The sequence below is a fragment of the Nitrosospira sp. TNL200 genome (genome assembly GCF_055386305.1).
This window is the reverse complement of record NZ_AP041003.1, coordinates 472,376-490,652: the sequence shown is the minus strand read 5'-3', so window position 1 is coordinate 490,652 and position 18,277 is coordinate 472,376. Positions and strand designations below refer to the sequence as shown.

The 18,277-nt window shown below is 53.5% G+C and carries 12 protein-coding genes and 1 pseudogene; 5 read left to right on the top strand and 8 right to left on the bottom strand.

The genetic code is table 11. The annotated features are described in order from the left end of the window. Positions 1-280 precede the first annotated feature (280 nt). A pseudogene (locus ACZ5CE_RS02250) lies at positions 281-1,593 on the top strand (IS1380 family transposase). A 286-nt stretch (positions 1,594-1,879) separates the two neighbouring features. Continuing rightward, positions 1,880-2,854, top strand: coding sequence for a DVUA0089 family protein (locus tag ACZ5CE_RS02245; RefSeq protein WP_464576138.1), 975 nt, complete (start codon positions 1,880-1,882; stop codon positions 2,852-2,854). Positions 2,855-2,895: 41 nt separating this feature from the next. On the opposite strand, the gene ACZ5CE_RS02240 is transcribed toward ACZ5CE_RS02245, so the two are convergent. Then, positions 2,896-5,478: a TonB-dependent receptor gene (locus ACZ5CE_RS02240; protein ID WP_464576137.1), complete on the bottom strand. Its 2,583-nt coding sequence runs from the start codon at positions 5,476-5,478 to the stop codon at positions 2,896-2,898. A gap of 415 nt (positions 5,479-5,893) precedes the next feature. Here ACZ5CE_RS02240 and ACZ5CE_RS02235 point away from each other — a divergent pair, with 415 nt between their 5' ends. Then, positions 5,894-7,207 carry an IS1380 family transposase gene (locus tag ACZ5CE_RS02235; RefSeq protein WP_464574401.1) on the top strand — a complete coding sequence of 438 codons (1,314 nt, stop codon included), beginning with the start codon at positions 5,894-5,896 and terminating at the stop codon, positions 7,205-7,207. A 294-nt stretch (positions 7,208-7,501) separates the two neighbouring features. On the opposite strand, the gene ACZ5CE_RS02230 is transcribed toward ACZ5CE_RS02235, so the two are convergent. The 3 genes from ACZ5CE_RS02230 to ACZ5CE_RS02220 all read right to left on the bottom strand — a co-directional run bounded on the left by ACZ5CE_RS02230 (position 7,502) and on the right by ACZ5CE_RS02220 (position 12,947). Then, positions 7,502-8,308, bottom strand: a complete 807-nt coding sequence (locus ACZ5CE_RS02230) for a Crp/Fnr family transcriptional regulator (RefSeq protein ID WP_464576136.1) — start codon at positions 8,306-8,308, stop codon at positions 7,502-7,504. Positions 8,309-8,659: 351 nt separating this feature from the next. Next, positions 8,660-9,547 (bottom strand): GGDEF domain-containing response regulator, encoded by an 888-nt coding sequence (locus ACZ5CE_RS02225; RefSeq protein ID WP_464576135.1) that lies wholly within the window; start codon positions 9,545-9,547, stop codon positions 8,660-8,662. Continuing rightward, complete coding sequence (locus tag ACZ5CE_RS02220; RefSeq protein WP_464576134.1) at positions 9,525-12,947, bottom strand: response regulator; 3,423 nt, start codon at positions 12,945-12,947, stop codon at positions 9,525-9,527. The genes ACZ5CE_RS02225 and ACZ5CE_RS02220 overlap by 23 nt, the downstream gene beginning before the upstream one ends. Before the next feature lie 239 nt (positions 12,948-13,186). On the opposite strand from ACZ5CE_RS02220, the gene ACZ5CE_RS02215 reads away from it, so the two are divergent. Further along, on the top strand, positions 13,187-13,624 hold the full coding sequence (locus ACZ5CE_RS02215; protein ID WP_464576133.1) for a hypothetical protein: 438 nt from the start codon (positions 13,187-13,189) through the stop codon (positions 13,622-13,624). 274 nt (positions 13,625-13,898) lie between these two features. Further along, positions 13,899-14,603 (top strand): hypothetical protein, encoded by a 705-nt coding sequence (locus ACZ5CE_RS02210; RefSeq protein WP_464576132.1) that lies wholly within the window; start codon positions 13,899-13,901, stop codon positions 14,601-14,603. Positions 14,604-14,794: 191 nt separating this feature from the next. On the opposite strand, the gene ACZ5CE_RS02205 is transcribed toward ACZ5CE_RS02210, so the two are convergent. The 4 genes from ACZ5CE_RS02205 to ACZ5CE_RS02190 all read right to left on the bottom strand — a co-directional run bounded on the left by ACZ5CE_RS02205 (position 14,795) and on the right by ACZ5CE_RS02190 (position 18,168). After that, positions 14,795-15,778, bottom strand: coding sequence for an IS5 family transposase (locus ACZ5CE_RS02205; RefSeq protein WP_464574943.1), 984 nt, complete (start codon positions 15,776-15,778; stop codon positions 14,795-14,797). A gap of 538 nt (positions 15,779-16,316) precedes the next feature. Continuing rightward, the gene (locus ACZ5CE_RS02200; protein ID WP_464576131.1) at positions 16,317-16,757 is read right to left on the bottom strand and encodes a retropepsin-like aspartic protease; all 441 of its coding nucleotides are present in this window, start codon (positions 16,755-16,757) and stop codon (positions 16,317-16,319) included. After that, positions 16,757-17,815: a hypothetical protein gene (locus ACZ5CE_RS02195; protein ID WP_464576130.1), complete on the bottom strand. Its 1,059-nt coding sequence runs from the start codon at positions 17,813-17,815 to the stop codon at positions 16,757-16,759. The genes ACZ5CE_RS02200 and ACZ5CE_RS02195 overlap by 1 nt, the downstream gene beginning before the upstream one ends. Further along, positions 17,791-18,168: a DUF6950 family protein gene (locus ACZ5CE_RS02190; protein ID WP_464576129.1), complete on the bottom strand. Its 378-nt coding sequence runs from the start codon at positions 18,166-18,168 to the stop codon at positions 17,791-17,793. The genes ACZ5CE_RS02195 and ACZ5CE_RS02190 overlap by 25 nt, the downstream gene beginning before the upstream one ends. Between the last annotated feature and the right edge of the window lie 109 nt (positions 18,169-18,277).

The window sequence follows — 18,277 nt, the reverse complement described above, 5'->3', positions numbered from 1 at the left end:
CTCTGAGGAAAATGGAGGCAATCAGCTTATATGTTGAATTCCAGCTTCCAGCTAAGTGCACAGTTAATCGGATCTGCAAGGCAAAAGCCCAGCCAGGAGTGAAGTTTGCCAGAAAAATGAGACTCTTGGCTGTCGACCTCTATTACATCTTTTTCTCATCCAACGACCCCTGACGCTTCCATAGTAATCTAGCCCGGATATTTCACCAAAAAGAAATCGGCTCAGTGTAATTCCCGCTTAAAATCAAGTTTCCACACAAGAAATAGCGAGCACTGAGCCGATGCCAAAGTGTACCAGTAATGAAATACGTTTGGGGCGCCTCGGGCGGCGCGAAATCATCGCCAATTTCGATGGTGGGGATATCAGCACTGAGGGTGGGGTTCTTCTGCTGCGGCAGGTCGACCGCAAGATCGGGTTGACCATGGCGGTGGCCAGGATCTTGTCGGACGGCCGCTACCCGGCGCGCATCAAGCACGACCTGCGCGCTCTGGTGGCGCAACGGGTGTACGCGCAGTGCCAAGGCTGGGAAGACTTGAGCGACCACGCCATGCTACGCCACGACCTGGCCATGCAAACGGCGATCGGCACGACCGCACCGCTAGCGTCGGCACCGACCCTGTGCCGTTTGGAGAACCGCGCCACGCGAGCGCAGGCCTGGGCGCTGCACGGGGTGCTGGTCGACCAGTTCGTGGCCAGTCATAAAACAGCCCCGCAGGAGCTGGTGCTCGACATCGATGCTTCCGACATTCCCCTGCACGGCGATCAGGAGCGCAGCCAGTTCCACGGTTACTACGACCACTACTGCTACCTTCCCCTGTATGTGTTCTGCGGCCAGTCGATGCTGGCCTGCTATCTGCGCAACAGCAGGATCGATGGCGCCAGGCACGCGGCAGCCGTGATCAAACTGCTGGTGACGCGGCTGCGCCAGAGCTGGCCCGAGGTACGCATCGTCGTGCGTGCCGACTCCGGCTTTTGCCGCCAGCGCCTGCTGCGCTGGTGCGAACGCCACAACGTCGGTTACACGATCGGCGTGGCGCGCAACAGGCGCCTCGAAAAACTGATGGCCGGCCAGGAGGCAGCGCTGCATCGCGCCTGGGAACAGACCCAGGTCAAGCAGCGCTCGGTCGGCGAGCTGCGCTACGCGGCCGACAGTTGGAACCGCGAGCGGCGCATCATCACGCGCCTTGAATACGGCGCCCAAGGCAATAATCCGCGCTTTGTCGTCACCAACCTCGGCTGGGATGCGGCACGGCTCTATGACGAATTCTACTGCGTGCGCGGCGAAGCCGAAAACCGCATCAAGGAAGCCCAGCTCGACTTGTTCGGCACGCGTGCCTCCTGCCACCGGTTTGCCGCCAACCAGTTGCGGCTGTTGTTCGCGGCCCTGGCCTATACGTTGATGGAGCGCTTGCGCGCGCTGTCCCTGGCCGGCACCGAACTGGAGCGCGCCTGCGCGGCGACGATCCGCGTGAAGCTGCTCAAGATCGGGGCCGTCATCGTACGCAACACGCGCCGCGTGCGCCTGCTACTCACCTCCACCACCCGCTACGCCACGTCTTTCTTATCGCCGCCCAAGCGCTGGCGCCGCCATAACCCGTTCCGAGTGCTGCCCCGGCATGTTGAAAAACCATGGGGGAAAGGGGGAGCTATCGCCGCAGGCCAGACAAATCGCCTTGAGCGCGGCGCGTGGACATCGCTATGACCAAAATGCACATCCCAACGGGCGCTTCACGGCCTCATTTGGCCCTTGGTGAAATATGCGGGCTAGTCATCTGATTCTCCTGTATTTTAATGAGTGGCACGAATTCTGCTTTCATATGCGATGGAAGATCGTTGCAATACGGAAGCAATCAAATGACGCAAGCCACAGGAGAAAATAATGACACAAAATCCGACCGCAGTATCCCAACCTGAGATTAAGGGAACCGGTAAACGTCCCTCTCATGATTTTTCACCCCTATCGGTCTTGCAGTTCGTGCCCGCAGCTTTGACGCCTTCCGCCACCGATTCCGTTTTGGATAGCGCGGCCCAGGTGGCCAGAATGGGGAAAACTCTTTCGGTAAAACGGTATATATCAACGGTTGGCCGCGCCAGCCTGTGCGGCTTTTGCCTGCTGTCTCTTCTCTTGATGGGAAGACCATCTCATGCAGCAACGTTTACGGAAATTTCGGATGCAGGAAGCCTTCCAGCTACCGCCCAGATAACGGCTGGCTCCGGATTTCTCACGGAGATCGACGGAAAATTGAGCCCCGCTGACGGGGACGGTCAAGATATGTACCTGATACATATCGATGGCGGCGGAACGTTCTCAGCCACTACCGTGGACGGGGCAAGTTTCGATACCGAACTATTTCTCTTCGATGCAAATGGAAAGGGCGTGTACGCAAATGATGATGCGTCTGGCGACTTTGCTCCATCGATGCTTCGTGCCTACACTTCACTCACGCCCATTACCCCCGGCGATTATTATCTGGCAATCACGCAATGCTGTTCCGCGCCGGTTAGCAACGATGGTCAAATCTTTACTATCGCAGGGCCCAACCATCGTGCCTTGAGTGGCCCGACTGGTGCCGGAGGCGCATTACCGGTCACGGGATACGCGGGCGGGTTTGTTCAGACGCCGGGGGGCGGCGCTTATCAGATATTTCTTACCGGCGCCTATGCGTCAATCGTCACAGGTGCTCAAGTCTCGGCAGTCCCGGAACCCAACGTATTCGCGTTAATGCTCGCGGGACTGGGCATGATGGCCTTATTGGCGCGCCCTCGCCGTAAAACCGCCTCAACGAAGCGAGCTTGCACTATCCGGAACCTGGACCGAACTTCGACGTTGCATTGTGAAGTTCAGTCCGCTTGAACAAGGATTTTTAGAAATCGAGAGTGCTCATCGGGGCACTTTTAATAGTTGAATCGCATCTGAGCGAAATAAGTCCGCTGCGGAAACGGATGAAAAATCCAGTATTTTTCATTGTTCACGTTATTGATTCCGGCAATAGCGGTCAATTGCTTCGTGATACGGTACTTTGCGATCACATCGGCGACAAGATAACTGGTCAACCCGGTGTAGGCGAAACCGTTGGTATCCGTATTATTCAACTGGCCGAACTGGCCGCTGCTGTAGCGAACATTTACTGAAGCGCTCAATTTATCGTTAGCGCGATACGTCACCACCGCATTGGCGCGCCACGTAGGAAGCCTCGGTTGATGTTTTCCGGTCGTGGGAACCCCCGCGTTGGGATTGGCTGCCGTGGCTCCGATTGCCGCCAATACCGAGTCCGCGTCACGATTATCCGTGATTCTGGAGTCCACCCAAGTAAGGTTTCCGAGAACATCCAGACCCTTTATGACGGCATCACTCTTCTCTCCGGAAATTTCGATGCCGTAGGTATCGATTTTGTCTACATTCGATATGAAAGTCGCTTGTGAAGTGTTACCACCGGCGGTGAACAATCCTGTTTGGGAAAAAATGGCGTTTTTTATGCTTTCCTGAAAGAAGCTCAGGCGCACTCTTCCCTTTTCCATAGCATATTCACCCGAAAGTTCAGAGGAAAGCGCCTCTTCCGGCCTGAGACTAGGATTTCCATTAAAAGATATCGCATTGGAACCTACTCCCACTGTTGTCGTTTGAAATAACTCCGACGCGGTTGCGTACCGGTATGCCCTCCCGATGGCGGCGCCGATTTTCAATCCTTCTATGGGACTCCAGGTCAACTTTCCTTTAGGCGAGAAGTTGAGCGCACTTTTGTCAGCCTGATTGACTGTTCTAAGTTCAGTGTGAGCAGGGATGTTTCCAGTAGCCGGGATATTTACCGTTGTCGCATTAAAGCCGTCATAGGCATGCCAGTTTTCCAGGCGCCCGCCGAACGTAAAGTTCCAGTTGTGGTGAAAATCCCAGGCGTCCTGTATCCAGTAGCCTTCGGTCTGGGTTTTTCCCAATGAATTTGAAAAGATGCTCTGACCACGGCCACTTTGCCAATTGTTTGTATTGAATACCGGATTCTTCAATGTATAAAGGTCATGGTGGAAGCCGAAACTGATCTCATGGTAGCCCAGCAGATCGACGCGCGGCCTCCAGATGCCTTTGGCATCGACCGTATGCCAGCCGGAACCTGTCAAGCTGGTGATCCTGCCGGGCTGATTGCCCGCGAATGCAAGGGTAGGGTCAACCGTGGGCGCGCGAACCGTGTCCTTCCCCAAATCGATCAGGCTGCCCACCAGTTCCCAATCGAATTGTCCGCCGGTATTGGAACGGAGATTGATGCCATGGGACCAGGTTGTCTGGTCGGTCTGGCTCCCCGCGAAAACTGGACCGCTCCCGGGTGACAAGTTGTATTGCCGGCCGTCAATATTGACAAGACCTTTTTGTACTACATTTCCCGCAGCATCTCTCAAATAACTTTGCACGTTCGCATGCGCATTGTTTTGCCACATCCCGAGGGTATACGCGAGCTTTATGGTCGAAGTAATATCGTAGGCCGCCTTCCACTTGAAGTTATCTTGGATGGTATGGTTGATATTCCCTGCACCGAGCGTCTGGATAGCGGCATTGGTAGGGTTTGCTCCGGCGAAAGCGCCGGTTACATTTGTACCCCCACTGGCCCCCAATGCACCACTCGAAACAAGCGCAGTCGCAAAGGTGATAGGCTGGCTGTGGGAATCGAGATGGTTATAATCAAAACGGAACGACAGATCGTTATAGCGATGGCCGAGGTATCCCGAATACCTCTGGCTCTGGTAGGTATCCTTTGTGCCATAAAGATTGAAAGTCTGCCAGGAGGCTTGCGCATCCGCGCCCGCCTCGAATTTTTCCGGCATTTTTGTGGTGATATTGATCACTCCCCCAATGGAATTGCCGGCATAGGCGGCCGAAAAGGGGCCGTACATGATATCGATCCGTTCGATTTCCCCCGGCGACACGGTATTCCAGCGCGGCGAACCGGTGTTTGTGTTGTTATTGCCCAGCAAGGACGACAGCAAAATACCGTCTGCATAAATCAGGTTGCGTGCGCTGGCGGAAGTGCCTGAGGTGCGCATGCCAACCGGCGCATTGGTATCCCCGATATAACGGCTGCGCACCTGGATGGACGGCATGTATTTGATGGCATCCTCGGTAACCATGAGGTTGATGGCATTGTCCATCCTTTCCCGGGTAATGCTTTCGGTAGTCTGGGGTAACCGGTATCTTTCCTTATCGGTCTGCTTGCTGATCGGTTTCACTTTTCCGCCTATCGTCATTTCCGGCATCTGGATCACGGGTTCGTGAGCAGCCAGCTTCATGATGGAGGTTCCGGCAGGAATGAGAGCGGTATCGCTCGCTGCCGGGAGTTCGGGCACGGGGGGAACGCCTGCCGGTTTCTTGATCAGCGGCGCAGATTCAGTTTCTTTTTTTGCAGGCGGGTCCGCCTGGCCTGCTGCATAGACGGGCGATATGAAGAGCAGACTTCCAAACGCAAGGAAAACCAAATTTAATCTGGCATCCATTTCCACGCACCTCCCTCTTTTTATTATGGGGAAAAAACACTTCTAGGCAAATCAGGGGAATTCAGTTCTTCGAGCGCGAGGATAATCTATTTCCTCCAAAGCAGGGATGCGACAAATTGTCGCACCATCAGGAACTGGCGAATTTACAGGGTCCGCTTCCAGATAAAGGAAGGAAATTTAAAGGTGGCAGGATCAGAAGCCGGATGGCGACTGATAATGGAAACAGGTACGTTGATGGCAGGGAATCCGGGCAGATGAGTGGAGAAATTGCCGGTTTTCCTGCTCCTGCAGGTAAAAACCCGTGTGGATGATCTGTCGGATGGCTAACCCGGATATTTCACCAAAAAGAAATCGGCTCAGTGTAATTCCCGCTTAAAATCAAGTTTCCACACAAGAAATAGCGAGCACTGAGCCGATGCCAAAGTGTACCAGTAATGAAATACGTTTGGGGCGCCTCGGGCGGCGCGAAATCATCGCCAATTTCGATGGTGGGGATATCAGCACTGAGGGTGGGGTTCTTCTGCTGCGGCAGGTCGACCGCAAGATCGGGTTGACCATGGCGGTGGCCAGGATCTTGTCGGACGGCCGCTACCCGGCGCGCATCAAGCACGACCTGCGCGCTCTGGTGGCGCAACGGGTGTACGCGCAGTGCCAAGGCTGGGAAGACTTGAGCGACCACGCCATGCTACGCCACGACCTGGCCATGCAAACGGCGATCGGCACGACCGCACCGCTAGCGTCGGCACCGACCCTGTGCCGTTTGGAGAACCGCGCCACGCGAGCGCAGGCCTGGGCGCTGCACGGGGTGCTGGTCGACCAGTTCGTGGCCAGTCATAAAACAGCCCCGCAGGAGCTGGTGCTCGACATCGATGCTTCCGACATTCCCCTGCACGGCGATCAGGAGCGCAGCCAGTTCCACGGTTACTACGACCACTACTGCTACCTTCCCCTGTATGTGTTCTGCGGCCAGTCGATGCTGGCCTGCTATCTGCGCAACAGCAGGATCGATGGCGCCAGGCACGCGGCAGCCGTGATCAAACTGCTGGTGACGCGGCTGCGCCAGAGCTGGCCCGAGGTACGCATCGTCGTGCGTGCCGACTCCGGCTTTTGCCGCCAGCGCCTGCTGCGCTGGTGCGAACGCCACAACGTCGGTTACACGATCGGCGTGGCGCGCAACAGGCGCCTCGAAAAACTGATGGCCGGCCAGGAGGCAGCGCTGCATCGCGCCTGGGAACAGACCCAGGTCAAGCAGCGCTCGGTCGGCGAGCTGCGCTACGCGGCCGACAGTTGGAACCGCGAGCGGCGCATCATCACGCGCCTTGAATACGGCGCCCAAGGCAATAATCCGCGCTTTGTCGTCACCAACCTCGGCTGGGATGCGGCACGGCTCTATGACGAATTCTACTGCGTGCGCGGCGAAGCCGAAAACCGCATCAAGGAAGCCCAGCTCGACTTGTTCGGCACGCGTGCCTCCTGCCACCGGTTTGCCGCCAACCAGTTGCGGCTGTTGTTCGCGGCCCTGGCCTATACGTTGATGGAGCGCTTGCGCGCGCTGTCCCTGGCCGGCACCGAACTGGAGCGCGCCTGCGCGGCGACGATCCGCGTGAAGCTGCTCAAGATCGGGGCCGTCATCGTACGCAACACGCGCCGCGTGCGCCTGCTACTCGCCTCCCACCACCCGCTACGCCACGTCTTTCTTATCGCCGCCCAAGCGCTGGCGCCGCCATAACCCGTTCCGAGTGCTGCCCCGGCATGTTGAAAAACCATGGGGGAAAGGGGGAGCTATCGCCGCAGGCCAGACAAATCGCCTTGAGCGCGGCGCGTGGACATCGCTATGACCAAAATGCACATCCCAACGGGCGCTTCACGGCCTCATTTGGCTCTTGGTGAAATATGCGGGCTAAAGCCCTGTCCGGGGCAGACGCCGGTTGCAGCGGCGTCTGAGAAAACTCTCCGGGCAACAGCGAGCCTATGCCGGAATAACAAAAATCAAATGATGAAGACGCGTTGCAGGCATCCTGGCTCAGGTAAATTGCGTGATTATGGTTCTATTCCTGCCTGAGCCAGCCCTTGATGGCATCATCGTCCCGCTCGTCCCGCGAAAATTGGGGATCTGGCTTGCAGGCGCCTTTGGCAACAACCGGGTATATTCCCTTTTAAGCACTTCATAACCATCGCTTACGCGGTCTTCCAGCAACTTGCGGTTCACCACCGTGATATGGCCGCGCCGGTACTGAATCGCCCCCGCCGCCTGAAGTGTCTGCGCGGCCTGAGTCACGCTTTCGCGGCGCACGCCAAGCATGCTGGCAACCATTTCATGCGTCATCGGCAAAGAACCCCCGGATAACCGGTCCAGGCTCATCAACAGGAAACGGCATAATTGCTGTTCAATGGTTTGGCGATGTTCGACTGCGCACTGCTCTGTCTGCAGAAGCAGCGCCTGGCTGAAACGCAGCAGCAATTGCTGCAAGGCTCCGCCGGATTCAAACTCCTTTTTAAGAATGTTCGACTTGATACGGTAGCTGTAGCCAGGGCTTTGTACCAGCACAGTGGCAGGAGTACGGTCGCAGCCTAGAAGCAAAAACATCCCGGTTACCCCTTCATTACCGATCATCGACACCTGCCGGGATATCCCGGACTCCAATTCGTACATTCGCGCAATAATGCAGGTGGTGGGGAAATACAGGTGGCTGATACGGGAATTGGGTTCATAAATGACATGACCCAGCGGTAATTCGACCAATTCTAGGAAAGGAAGCAGATTGGTGTACTCCTGTATAGGCAGGGCCGCAAGAATCTGATTCTGTTTGGGGCTATGCAATATAGACATGGAAGTTTCCTCTGGAATAACGATAGGGTTAAGGCTACCGGACTTCGTATCAACCTCAGGCAGTATCCTTTTGCTTATCTATCCAGCAATAATCATGCCAAAATTATTTATCTTTTAATTTCATAAGGATAGCTATAAATTTAAAAGGGCATCCAGTTACCGAATTGAGGCACAAACTCGAACTCTTCCGCTAATAACTTGAAAAATAAAGAAAATATACTGTCTCCATCTGGAGACAGCAATCCAACCTGGACTTTGACACAATGCGAGCAGATGTTCTATCTGAGCTCTATCTGACTTTATAGGGTTTTGAAAAAACTGACTGCAACCCGTAAAAGTGGCGGGCAGAGCTCAACATGAGATTCTGACGCAATTGCGTCCACTGCTCTTGGCCTGGTACATTGCCTTGTCCGCAGACTGGATGAGATCGGTAAAATTCAGGCCGGATCCTGGAGCTGCGGTTGCAACTCCAACGCTAATGGTTGCCTGCAGTTCACCTGATTCCGTTTGTATCAGGCCGTCGGCTATCACGGCCCTTATTCGTTCCGCTACGACGGTCGCCCCGCCGCAGTCGCATTCCGGCAGAACAATCATCAACTCTTCTCCACCAAACCGTCCGCAGCCATCATAGGGTCTCACCGCATGGGTTATACGCTCGGCCACGTCCCGCAGGACTGCATCCCCTACCAGGTGCCCGAAGCTGTCATTTATCTTCTTGAAATTGTCTATATCGGCAAAAATAAGGGAAATGCAATAATTTCCCCGTTCCTTGCGGGCCATTTCATTTTGCAGGATATCAATTATCGTACCTCTGTTATATAAACCGGTAAGCGCATCCCGCGTGGCTTTTGCCCGCAATTCCTGCTCGAGGTTACTAATACGCCGCCCCGTCCGGAGCCTTGCCTGCAGTTCTTCGATGCTGTAAGGCTTGCTGATAAAGTCGTCCGCCCCGGCATCCATGGCCTCCACGGCAGATTCCGGTCCTTGCCGCGAAGTAAGAAGGATCAGATAAATATATCGATCTCTCACGCTATCGCGAAGCTGTCTGCATACCGTTACTCCATCCATTTCCGGCATCATCCAGTCCAGGGTCGCCAGCTGGGGCCCTGTGGCCTGTTTAAGCTTATTGAAAGCTGCGGTTCCATCCGTCACCGTCTCCACTTCATATCCGCTGTCTTTCAATGTCTCCTGCAGAAATAGCAGGGATACAGGGTCGTCATCCGCGATCAGTACTTTCAATTGAGTCTCCATTGATGAAAGCTTCCAGTTCGGCCGTCAATCCCTCTGCAAGTGCCCGGAGCCCGTCAAAGCAGGCGTACACACCATCGATTTCGCCCGTTTTAGCGATCTGCTCCAGTTTTGCGGCGGCATCAGCCACCGGCTGGGCGCTAATAGTGCTGGCTGCACCTTTAAGGCGATGGGCGGAATGGGCCACCAGATTCAGGTCACCGGTACCGGCGGCTTCCCGGATATCAGCCAGCGTAAGGGGAATTTCCTGCAAAAAAACGTGAACGAGCCGGATCAGCAATGGCTGTTTGCCGTTAACCCGTTTTTTTAAAGCAGCTTCCGGATTGAATCCCTGGATTGCAAGCGATGTTTCTTCCGAGCTGTCTGCACCCCCAGGTTGAATACCGGACGTTTCTTCCGATTCCAGAAGGCGCAGCAATAACTCCGGGTCGATGGGTTTCGGAATATAGTCGTCCATTCCCGCGGCAAGGCAACGTTCCCGATCGTCCTTCATCGCAGCGGCAGTAAGCGCGATGATGCGGACATGCTTTCCCCCCGCATTTTTCTCGCGTTTACGAATCTCGACCGTGGCCTGATAACCATCCATGCGAGGCATTTGTCCATCCATCAGGATGACGTCGAACTGCTGCTCATCCAGCATCCTCATGGCTTCGATTCCATCGCCTGCAGTAGCGAAGGAATGGCCTCGGTTTCGCAAGATTTCTTCCACCACTTTCTGATTGATTAAATTGTCCTCCGCTATCAACACGTTCAGGGTGCGCGAGGGCTGAAGCCTGCTCGCGTATCCACTTGAAACGATATGGGCACCATCATCTGTCCTGCTCATGGCAACCATGATCGCGTTAAACAGTTCCGATGGCTTGACAGGTTTTCTCAGGTAACCCGCTATGCCTATTGCCTTATAACGTTTGATTTCATCGTAAGCGTCGTTCGAAGAAAGCATCATGATCGTGGTTCCGGCCAACACCTGAATATGGCTGATAAGCTCAATCAACTGAAAACCGTCGCATTGCGGCATCCGCGTGTCCAGCAATACCAGCGGGTATGGCTTCCCAAGTGCTGCGGCGTTCAATAACTCCGCCAACGCTTCCGTGCTATTCGTCGCAAGCACCGGCCGCATGGACCAGCTGGAAAGAATCTCATGAAGAATCAATCGGTTTGTGCTGTTGTCCTCGACAACCAGAACCGGTACATTTTTCAGATCCTGATGGAGGACGATTTCCGGCTGACGATCCGGAACCGCAAACTTTGCCGTGAAGTAAAACGTCGTTCCTTTTCCTAACTCACTTTCAACCCCGACCGATCCATGCATTAACTTGACAAGCTGGGATACGATCGTCAGTCCCAGGCCGGTCCCTCCATATTTTCGGGTGGTCGAACTGTCACCCTGCGCAAAGGCATCGAAGATATAGACTTGCTGCTCGGCGGTCATTCCAATCCCGGTGTCGGTGATATTGAAACGAAGCAGGGCATATTTTATCCCCGCCTCTTCCAGAGACTCCTGCATAACCCGTAATACCACCTCTCCTTGTTTCGTGAACTTCAGTGCGTTGCCCGTCAAATTAACAATAATTTGTGCAAGGCGGCCGGGATCGCCTTGCAAAAGAAGCGGCACTTCCGGGGCAACCCGATAAGCCAGCTCTATCCCCTTCTCATTGGCGGTTGCGGAAAATGCTTTTAACGTGTTTCCAATCAACTCTTGCAAATCGAACTCGATATCATCGAGCTCGAGTTTGTTTGCTTCCATCTTGGAAAAATCGAGAATGTCATTCAAAAGCCGTAGCAATGAATCTGCGGAGGATTTTATCAAGATCATGAACTCCTGCTGCTGGGAGGACAACGGGGTTTTAAGCATGAGATCGGTAAGACCGATGACACCGTTCATGGGTGTACGAATTTCATGGCTCATGTTTGCCAGAAACGAGCTTTTCGCGGTGGTGGCAGCCTCGGCAGCCTCCTTGGCCCGGTGCAATTCCCTCTCCCGTTGTTTTCGCTCCGTGATATCGCGCAGGAATGCGCCGAACTCATGAGTCTCTCCGCCACTTATCAGCGAGACGCTGAATTCGATCGGAAGCTCGTGGCCGACGCGGTTACGAGCCGTTAGTTCGATTCTGCGTATTGTAGTGGGAATATCTCCGCCAGTTCCGAGGCGGTTAACCGTGTCAAGATACAAGGCCTGGCTGGAAGGAGCAATAATCAATTCTTCAAATGACTGTCCCCGGGTTTCTTCGAAAGACCAGCCAAAGGTTGCTTGCGCCTGCCGATTCCAATCGATGATATTGCCGGTACCATCCATACCAACGAATGCGTCATGCGCTGTCGCTACAATTTGTCTCGTTCGCTCTTCGCTGGCTCGAAGAGCTTCGTTGGCCCGTTTTGTCTCCGATACATCGTGCGCTACGCAAAATATCTGCCGCCGGTCCTTTGCCCATCTGGCCGACCACAGGAGATGCACAACCGAACCATCTTTGTGAATGTAGCGATTACCGAAATCCCGCGTGGAATATCCACTCATGACCTCCGCTGCGAAGTGCCGACTTCGGTCGACATCGTCTGGATGCACCAGCTCAAGATAGAGCCGTCCGGCAAGCTCATCTGCAGTGTAGCCCCAGGTGGCCTCACAAGCGCGGCTTACATGGACAAAACATCCGGATTCGTCAATTGAGCAGATAACATCCAGCGAATTATCCATCATGTCTTTATTCTCCCGGGCTGCTTTTCCAGTCTGAATAATGGATCTGGTCAACCCTTGTCCGATATAAGCAGCTACGCCAAGCCCAAGGCAGCCAAACAGAACAATCGTGAGACGGGAAATAGTCTGCGCCTGCGCAGTTGCTTCATCGGCTTGCTTGCTGAAGTCGCTCACTTCGCGAGATGAAAGAATGACTGCTTCCTTAATGATTGCCATGTTTTCGGCTTGAGCGGGCAGATATTTTTGCCAATAAGTTTTTTGCGCCGCGCGTAGATTCCGTGTTGCCAGGTGTAGGACCTGATCTTTTAAGGGCAGGATTACTTGTCGATCATTCTCCACCAATTGCCTCAGCATCGCATTCAACTCTTTGTTTGTGGTGCCTGCAATTGCCGCGTCCAGGTTTACGATCGCATGCTCATGAAGCTTTTCCTCCTGCCGCTTTTTCTCGTTGAATGTATCCTTGTCCGCGGGATCGAGCAAAAGATCGGTAAGCTGGTTTGCCGCCTCCATGAAGGCAACCTGGGCTTCCCGTATAAGAACGCGTGTCCGGTTCAGCAGCAATGTCTCTGCTGCTGCGGCATCCACTCTCTGCTGCAGATTTTGGTGAAGAAACAGATTTGTTCCCAGTCCGAGCGCGAGCAGCAAAACAAAGCCACTCGCAGCGACCACAGTGAAACGCTTATATACAATGGGTTTCAAGAAATCGACGGACATATGGCAATTAAGCTGGCCGTGAATCGCGACCCCGCGGGCTGACCGTGAAATGCGTTTTATTTCTTGCGGGCGCGCTTAGCGCTTGAACAGGTCTTTAAACCTAAATCCGGTAGTTGATCGCTCTTGGTTTAGAACCATGATCCACAAAGATTTTCACGATACTCGACGTTCACCTGCGTGGTGAGTTCGCTACAAGGCCTGACGTGCAAGAGTGAGCGAAGCCAATGGAAAACCAAACCAAGGGCATTGACAGTTCGTCAATGCCCTTGATGACGGGGCGCAATTATGATGAATCGACAATTCATTGCATAAAAACCTCCGTCATTCCGGACGCCGCGCCAGCGGAGAGCCGGAATCCAGAGCTTTTCAAGCTACTGGATTTCCGCCTTCGCGGAAATGACCCAGGTATTTATTCAACGCATTTCCGGCTCAGGATACGAGTCGGACAAATAAATCAGTCGCTGGGAGAACAGCTCTCATTAAACATCAAAAGAGATAAGGAAAGTACCTGTAAGAAATTACAGGTGGCGACTGCACTCGTCCATAAAACATCAATAATTGTTTTTATTCTCTTGGCCGCCACCCCTTCTGGCACGTATTGTGTGATCGTTGCGTCTGGTCGAGCTAAAAAAATTGGGGTGACTACTTTCCATCGTGCTTAGCAAAGCACCCTTTCTATACTTTCGTCCTCGTATAACTTCTGCCGAACATTACAAAAACGTCAGGAATCTGACATCGTTATGTCTGGTTCATCTCCCTATACTCTCTGTAAGAACATTGAAGTAACGGCAAAACAACCTACTCGGAATGAAGCATCGCTTTTTATTTGGGATGTTCGCGTTTGCTTTGATCTCTATAGGTGGATGCTCTATTCTTCCCTGGTATAAGACCCCTCCCCCTGGTGCACCACTAAAATTGCTAGTGGCACAGATCACAATGAAAGCACCTCTTAGCTCGCCTACCAACCTAAAGTCTTTCGATAAGCCACCGCCCGAGGAAGAGGAGCCGATACTGCTGGCCCGCTTAATTGAAGAAGTCGAGCAGAAGGCTCAGCAACTTTTCATAGAGCGGCTTGCGCAACAACCCGAATTCGTTGTCATATCCCTGGATAAGACACGTCAGATACATGCTGACATGAAGTTCAGTAATGGACCACTCGATAACACACAGCTCCGTGCCTTTGGTGCCCAGGCAGGTGCGGATGTCGTGCTATCCGGTCGTATTCTCGATTATGGCAAGGTTCAATGGCAATACTGGGCGATGGGCCTAGCTATTTCCATGTTGACCGAGACATTAATCGTAGGAGCATCAACCGGATTTAATCCCGGTATCATGGCGATAACAGCGGCCAGCGAACTGCTAACTGACCTGCCATTTTGGTGGGGTGGGGCTTATATTGCAGGTTGGGCTTTCAGGCCCGTCCGGATCAAGGTAAAGGCATTGCAGATTACAGAGTGTGAGAAAGTCATTTGGAAAGAGGAGGAGCTGGTGGTGCACATCTTCGGTAAATCCCTCGACAAATATTCTCCAGAAGAACGGAAACTCAAGGAAGTCCAACTGGGTATCAATCTGGAAGAATCATTAACGGAGTTGGCTAAGAGCGCAGGCAATAAGATGAGGCTTGAGCCGTGCCAATTGTAGTAGTCGCGACTTTATCTGATATCTGTTTAGCCTAAGGAAGCGCTGAACAAATCATCATTTGATCGAAGATGGCACGAGCAGGCGGCACTCATTCATCATTTACATCGACGCGGGCAAGAAATGCCTGCTCTGCTCCTGTTTTTGGGCGGCATTTGCCCTGTTTTCCCGCGAATTTCATCGTTTCGCCTATTTCAGGACGCACCTTGGGCGTCGAGTGCAAACCGTCGCCGCTTGGCGATCAGCAGATTCGCCAATCCGAAGAGGGTATAAAGCTGTGCCGTGTTTTTGGCCAGTCCGCGATAGCGCACCTTCTTCATGCCGAAGAGGTTCTTGACGATGTGGAAGGGATGCTCGACCTTGGCCCGCACACTCGCCTTGATCTGCTCGATCTGCTCCTTCAGGCGGCCAATTGGAGTATCCGGCAACGTCTTGCGCTTGCCGGGGCGCATCGCTACTTCCCATTGAACTTCGGTATTCAGGTTCTCTTCCCGTTTCTCGACACCCTGATAGCCAGCGTCGCCAAAGACAACCTTCTCATTCCCATGCAACAGCGCATGGGCTTGGGTAACGTCATGGGTATTGGCTGGCGTGGTAACCAGCGTATGGGTAATGCCAGACTCGACATCGACGCCAATGTGGGCCTTCATGCCAAAGTGCCACTGGTTGCCTTTCCTGGCTTGGTGCATCTCTGGATCACGCCCGCCACTCTGGTTTTTGGTCGAGGACGGGGCTGCGATGATCGTCGCATCGACGACGGTGCCCTCCTTGAGAATCAACCCCTTCACGGCCAGCAAGGTATTGATGGCGGCAAAGATGCGCTCGGTCAGCTTGTTGTCTTCAAGCAGGCGACGGAACTTGAGCAGGGTGGTGGCATCCGGTGCCGACTCACGCAACAGGTCAATCCCGACAAAGGACCGGAGAGCCTGACTGTCGTAAATGGCATCTTCAATGCCTTCATCCGAAAGACCAAAGCATTGCTGGGCGATGTACATGCGCAGCATGCGTTCCACGCCAATCGGTGGACGACCACGGCCTGTGCCCTTGGGGTAGAATGGCTCAATCTCGGCCACCAGTGCCAACCACGGTGTCACAGCATTGATCTGGCCGAGAAATCGGTCGCGTCGCGTCACCTTCTTCTTCGCCGCGTATTCCAGGTCAGAAAAACTCCCTTGCATCGCCAAGTGCCTATCTGTTTTCAATGCACCAATTCTCGCATGTCATCCACTGCCTCCGTTCGTCAAAATGCATTAAATCAGCGTTTCCCTAACTGTTGCGCGCAAAGTGGCTCAAATTTCAATTGCGCTCGACATAGCTTATGCAGTGCTGCAAGGATAGAAATGCTCTTTGGGATGTTTTCTGGGCATAAGAGCTATTCGTCTTCATGCCTCGATCCGAGAGAAACCTGAGTAACTGACTGTTACATTAAGGGAAGATTTGGTAGCGAATCCCGCTATCGAATAAACCTGTAACAGCTTATGGATAAAGGATTACAAAACAATACCCTAAAAATATGCCCCCGATTATGCCCCCAAAGAGAAAAACCCCGAGGGCTGGCCCAGGGGGTTTGATCTCTGCCAACCGCGTAGTTAGGATGACTACCGCTGGCCGTCACGGTTTTTAGGCACTCATGACTTATCCCATGAATATTCGCATTTTGAAATGCTTGCAACATCTTCGCTGGCCGAAGATTCTTTACTACCGTGAGATCTAGTCTCACGATGGAACGCTGAAAGACCATTCTGTCTTGCCGTTCCTGTTCGTTACCGAGAAGTCGCCTTGGGAGATCACGTCCATGCCGACGATTACGTCCCACCAGACCATATCTCCGGGATTCTTGGAAACAACAGTCAATTCATGAATGGTGATTTTGGAAGGCAGGGACAGATTGATCTCATACGCCGCGCTTTGTTCAACCCTGTCCACTCCTTGTAGAAGTATGGGTCCTACGCGTCTGAGAGACTGCAGCCCTAGCGCTTCGATCACTTTAGGGGTAATGACCGTCTTCATTGCTCCAGTATCCCACAGCGCGTTAAATTCGATCCTGGGGCATTTTGGAAGGCTCTTTCCCGGATGAAAGGCTGGGGTGATGTGGCAGGGCGTTGCCAGCGATGTCAGCAACCCTTTTTCAGACTCAACGGTGAAGCTTCTACTCATTAGCACAATCCTTGTACTTGTTCATCGCAGACATTGGCCGCTGTGATCATGGGGCCAAGCGGTATATCCTCCGGGGGAACCCCGCACATCGGCGAGGTCAGGTAATCGTAAATACACAAGGCAGGATTGTTGCTCCACTTCCTCGATCCGTCCCGCGGGTCGTATAGCTTCTTTCCTTTCATTAAAACGGCAATGTCTGGCATGCCGCCCTGGAATTCAGCTTGTCTCAAGTCAAGACGGATCACGGTATAGGTGAAATCGCGCAGTACCGCAGTGTCCTTCCACTTATCTCCGCACTCGGCCAGCAGGGAAGCGTCTGCCGGATCTGTAGGCGTCCCGAGATGCTTCTTTACCCGCACCTGGCTGGTATTGTTCGTGTACTGGTATGTGATGCTGTAGCGTTCGAGATTGAACGTCCATGCAACGGGCAAGCCGGACGGCACGGTGCCGGTTACGGTTATCGTGTTGCCAGATCTAGTAAACGGCACTTCCCCGTTGATCGGGATTATTCCCGATACGGTGCCTATCCCTCCCCTGCCATAGGCAATCACTTTGATCGCGCTCGAAGGCGTATGCTGGAGCGTGAACGGCGAGGTCGGAAAGGTTTCGGTTATCGTCTCCGTTGTCGCCGAGTAGTAATCACCCTGAGTAACAAAGCCGTCTTCATCCAGGGGACCGAGAGGCTTGTTGTTGATGTAAACCTCGTCTATTGATTCTGATTCATGCGCGGCATGGACTGCCACGATATGCTTGTATTCGTCGTTATTCCCACTCGCCAGAACCGCCACCACATCGGCACCTACCTTAGCTTTGCCGTAAACGTAACGATGGGGGGCATCAGTGGCAATACGGGTGATGGTCCGGTCTTGCAAGGAGTTTAAAAAGTCTTCCCTGGCCTTTGCCGCTTGCCTCTTCGCCTTTTTTGCAGCTGCCTTTTGAGCAACCACGCCAAAAACGGTTGTGCCGACTGTCAGGCCAATAGACGCAACAGTAACAGCTATTTCAAAGGCGGTAGCCGTTGCAAACCATACTCCTACTGCACCGAATACTGGCGGCATGTCCAGGCCTCCTTCACAACCATGCGATCGGTGAAGACCAGGCCGTTTTTTCCAACAGAAACGATATGCCTGCCGCTGAACAGGTGTGCTGCATCCTGATAGATAGCCAGATCGCCATCCCAGGCAAAGTTGGCGTTTATCTGTTTCAGGTTATTGGAGAGCAGCAAGGGGAGACCGCCCAGGTTCTTTACCTTCCTGCTTGCCTCCAGGGCTGAACTCCAGGGCCTGTGTGCACTTAAAAAGTCCTCGCCCATTACCAGTTCCAGCCATCCGATAGCGAAAGTGCAGCAGTCGTTTTCTCCCCACTTGAAGGGCTTGTTGTGATGGAGCGTAATGTATTCGTGGAGCTTCATATATCAAGAATTTTTGCCATATTCTTTGTAATTGTTACGATTTATGAAATAAACATTACCAGCGCGGTCTTGCCTGTGAGGTTGTGGTGATTTTTTCAGTTGCTCTTTC

Coding starts and splice junctions, on each gene's coding strand:
- ACZ5CE_RS02245 (WP_464576138.1), top strand. CDS start 1,880: ATGACACAAAATCCGACCGCAGTATCCCAACCTGAGATTAAGGGAACC.
- ACZ5CE_RS02210 (WP_464576132.1), top strand. CDS start 13,899: ATGAAAGCACCTCTTAGCTCGCCTACCAACCTAAAGTCTTTCGATAAG.
- ACZ5CE_RS02215 (WP_464576133.1), top strand. CDS start 13,187: ATGGAAAACCAAACCAAGGGCATTGACAGTTCGTCAATGCCCTTGATG.
- ACZ5CE_RS02230 (WP_464576136.1), bottom strand. CDS start 8,308: ATGTCTATATTGCATAGCCCCAAACAGAATCAGATTCTTGCGGCCCTG.
- ACZ5CE_RS02205 (WP_464574943.1), bottom strand. CDS start 15,778: ATGCAAGGGAGTTTTTCTGACCTGGAATACGCGGCGAAGAAGAAGGTG.
- ACZ5CE_RS02190 (WP_464576129.1), bottom strand. CDS start 18,168: ATGAAGCTCCACGAATACATTACGCTCCATCACAACAAGCCCTTCAAG.
- ACZ5CE_RS02240 (WP_464576137.1), bottom strand. CDS start 5,478: ATGGATGCCAGATTAAATTTGGTTTTCCTTGCGTTTGGAAGTCTGCTC.
- ACZ5CE_RS02200 (WP_464576131.1), bottom strand. CDS start 16,757: ATGAGTAGAAGCTTCACCGTTGAGTCTGAAAAAGGGTTGCTGACATCG.
- ACZ5CE_RS02195 (WP_464576130.1), bottom strand. CDS start 17,815: ATGCCGCCAGTATTCGGTGCAGTAGGAGTATGGTTTGCAACGGCTACC.
- ACZ5CE_RS02235 (WP_464574401.1), top strand. CDS start 5,894: ATGCCAAAGTGTACCAGTAATGAAATACGTTTGGGGCGCCTCGGGCGG.